Source organism: Cereibacter johrii, from assembly GCF_001720585.1.
GTDB classification, from domain to species: domain Bacteria; phylum Pseudomonadota; class Alphaproteobacteria; order Rhodobacterales; family Rhodobacteraceae; genus Cereibacter_A; species Cereibacter_A johrii.
Genome location: NZ_MABH01000222.1, coordinates 1 through 2,956 on the forward strand (window position 1 = coordinate 1; position 2,956 = coordinate 2,956).

3 protein-coding genes are annotated in these 2,956 nt (G+C 70.7%); all 3 read left to right on the forward strand.

Annotated features, from left to right (window positions below; translation table 11 throughout):
- The coding region (locus tag A9O63_RS18435) for an aminopeptidase N C-terminal domain-containing protein (RefSeq protein WP_141703124.1) at positions 1-550 on the forward strand (550 nt) is incomplete at its 5' end.
- 106 nt (positions 551-656) lie between these two features.
- On the forward strand, positions 657-1,568 hold the full coding sequence (locus A9O63_RS18440) for a lysophospholipid acyltransferase family protein (RefSeq protein WP_069333224.1): 912 nt from the start codon (positions 657-659) through the stop codon (positions 1,566-1,568).
- 252 nt (positions 1,569-1,820) lie between these two features.
- On the forward strand, positions 1,821-2,924 hold the full coding sequence (locus A9O63_RS18445; protein WP_069333225.1) for a pyridoxal phosphate-dependent aminotransferase: 1,104 nt from the start codon (positions 1,821-1,823) through the stop codon (positions 2,922-2,924).
- Positions 2,925-2,956 lie beyond the last annotated feature (32 nt).

Sequence of the window (2,956 nt, forward strand, 5' to 3'; positions counted from 1 at the left end):
GCTGGGCCTCGTCACCCGCCGCGACGGCGGGGCTCGGGCCGAGGCCGCCTTCCGCGCCGCCAACAACATGACCGAGGAGGTGGGCGCGCTGGCCTGCCTGCTCGAGATCGGCCGCGGGCAGGAGGAGCTCGGCCTCTTCGAGACGCGCTGGGCGGGCGACCGGCTGGTGATGGACAAGTGGTTCGCCCTCCAGATCCTCCATGCCGCGCCCGAGGAGACCGCGGCCACCGTCGAGCGGCTGACCGCCCATCCGGCCTTCGACTGGAAGAACCCCAACCGCTTCCGGTCGGTCGTGGGGGCGCTCTCGGCCAATCACGCGGGTTTCCACCATGCCTCCGGTGCAGGCTATCGGCTGCTGGCCGACTGGCTGATCCGGCTCGACCCGCTGAACCCGCAGACGGCGGCGCGCATGTCGACCGCCTTCGAGACGCGGGCGCGCTACGATGCGGACCGGCAGGGCATGATGCTGGCCGAACTCGACCGCATCCTCGCCACGCCGGGCCTCAGCCGCGATCTGGGCGAGATGGCGGGGCGGATGAGGCGCGCATGAAAGGGCGGGAACAGTTGGACGGGACTGGGCGTTCTGACCGGCGGATGACTGCCGAGCGCAATGCGGTGCAAAGGTCGGCACTTGCCGGCCGGGACAACCGGGCCTCATGTCATGCGAGAGCAGGAGGCCCTTGGTATCGCTCATGATGCAGTCTCGAATCGATCCGCTCATCGAAGAGCGCGCACCCTGGCTCTTCTCCGGCCGCCCCCACCATGAAGCCTCGCGCAGGCTTCTGTGCCGCGTGCTGGGCTACGACCGCACCGTCGAGATCGGAGAGCGGCTGAAGGACGATCCGACGCCCGAGATCATGCGCCGCGTGGCGCAGATGATCGCTCGGGACGTCGAGGCTTCGGGTCTCGAGAACCTGCCGCGCAACGGGCCGGCGCTCGTCGTCTGCAACCATCCGACCGGCATCGCCGACGGGGTGATCCTCCATCACATCCTCGCGCCCCTGCGGCCCGATCTCTTCTTCTACGCCAACCGCGACATTCTCCGTGTGCTGCCGCAGATGGAGGATCTGATCTGTCCGGTCGAATGGCGGCAGGAGAAGCGGAGCCTGCAGAAGACCCGCGAGACGATGGACTATACGCGCCGCGCCATCGAGGCCGGGCGGCTGGGCGTCATCTTCCCCTCCGGGCGGCTGGCCAAGCGGACCGGGCTGAAGCTCATGGAGCGGCCGTGGATGGCCTCCGCCGCCATGATCGCGCGGAAGTTCGACCTGCCGGTGGTGCCGGTCAACATCCGGGCCCGCAACTCGACGCTGTTCTATCTCTTCGACCTGATCCACCCGACGCTGCGGGACATCACCCTGTTCCACGAAGTGCTGAACAAGCATCGCCAGCCGTTCCGCCTGACGATGGGACGGCCGATCCCGGCCGAACGCCTGCCGTCGAAGTCGGAGGAGGGGATCGAGATGCTGCGCGAGGCAACGCTGGCGCTCGGCGGGCAATATTCGCCGGCGGTCAGCATCCTGCAGATGACGAGCCTGCGCGGCGCGCTTCGCTACGCCCGAGGGTAGGGATCCGGATGGGCCGGCCGCCTCGGACAGGCGGCCGCGCCTCCTCCCCGTCCAGCCGCGCCCGGGAGATGCGGGCAGCAGGCTTGGATTACAGCGATCCACGGCTGCGTCGCCGCCCGGTCCCGGCAGCCGTGGGCGGCCACGTTCCTCACGCTCCGGCAGTGATCGAGGCTGACGCGTCTCTGGCAGACGCGGGCGGCCCCCTTCGTCATGCTCTTGCACGGCGGCGCGGGATGGCGTTCAACTCGCGCCATGACCGGACCGCGCTATACCCCGCTCGTCGAGAGCCTGCCCTCCACCGTTCCCTTCGTCGGCCCCGAGACGCAGGAGCGTGCGCGCGGCCGCCCGTTCCGCGCCCGCCTCGGCGCGAACGAGAGCCTCTTCGGCCCCTCGCCCCGCGCCGTGGCGGCCATGGCCGCGGCCGCCGCGGAGGTTTCCCTGTATGGCGATCCCGAGATCCATGCGCTGCGCACCGCGCTTGCGGCCCATCACGGCGTGGCGCCGGATCAGGTGACGGTGGGCGAGGGCATCGACGGGCTTCTGGGCAACCTCGTTCGGCTGCTCGTCGACGAGGGCGCGCCGGTCGTGACCTCGGAGGGCGCCTATCCGACCTTCGCCTTCCATGTGGCAGGCTTTGGCGGCCGCCTCCACAAGGTGCCCTACCGCGGCGATCACGAGGATCCCGAGGCGCTGGCGGCCGAGGCCCGGAAGGTGGGCGCCCGCATCGTCTATTTCGCCAATCCGGACAATCCGATGGGGTCGCACCATCCCGCCGCCTCCGTCCGCGCCCTGATCGAGGCGCTGCCCGAGGGCACGCTGCTTGCGCTCGACGAAGCCTATGTGGAGCTGGCCCCCGAGGGCACCGCGCCCGAGATCGACCCCGAGGATCCGCGGGTAATCCGCTTCCGCACCTTCTCGAAAGCCTACGGCATGGCGGGCCTGCGGGTGGGCTATGCCATCGGCGCCCGCGACCTGATCCGCGCGTTCGACAAGGTGCGCAACCATTTCGGCGTCGGGCGGATCGCGCAGGCCGGCGCGCTGGCGGCGCTCGAGGATCGCGGGTGGCTCGCGCATGTGTGTGCCGAAGTGCAGGCGGCGCGCGCCGAGATCGGCCGGATCGCCGCAGACTGCGGGCTGACGCCGCTGCCCTCGGCCACCAACTTCGTGACCATCGACTGCGGCCGGGACGGTGCCTTCGCGCGCGCCGTGCTGAACGAGCTGGTCGCGCGCGACATTTTCGTGCGGATGCCGTTCGTGGCGCCGCACGACCGCTGCATCCGGGTGAGCTGCGGCCGCGCCGAAGACCTCAGGGCGTTCGCCGAAGCCCTGCCCCTGGCGCTGGCCGCCGCAGGCTGACCGGCAGGGGCGGGCGGACGCCGGGCTATTCC

Coding starts and splice junctions, on each gene's coding strand:
- A9O63_RS18445 (WP_069333225.1), top strand. CDS start 1,821: ATGACCGGACCGCGCTATACCCCGCTCGTCGAGAGCCTGCCCTCCACC.
- A9O63_RS18440 (WP_069333224.1), top strand. CDS start 657: ATGTCATGCGAGAGCAGGAGGCCCTTGGTATCGCTCATGATGCAGTCT.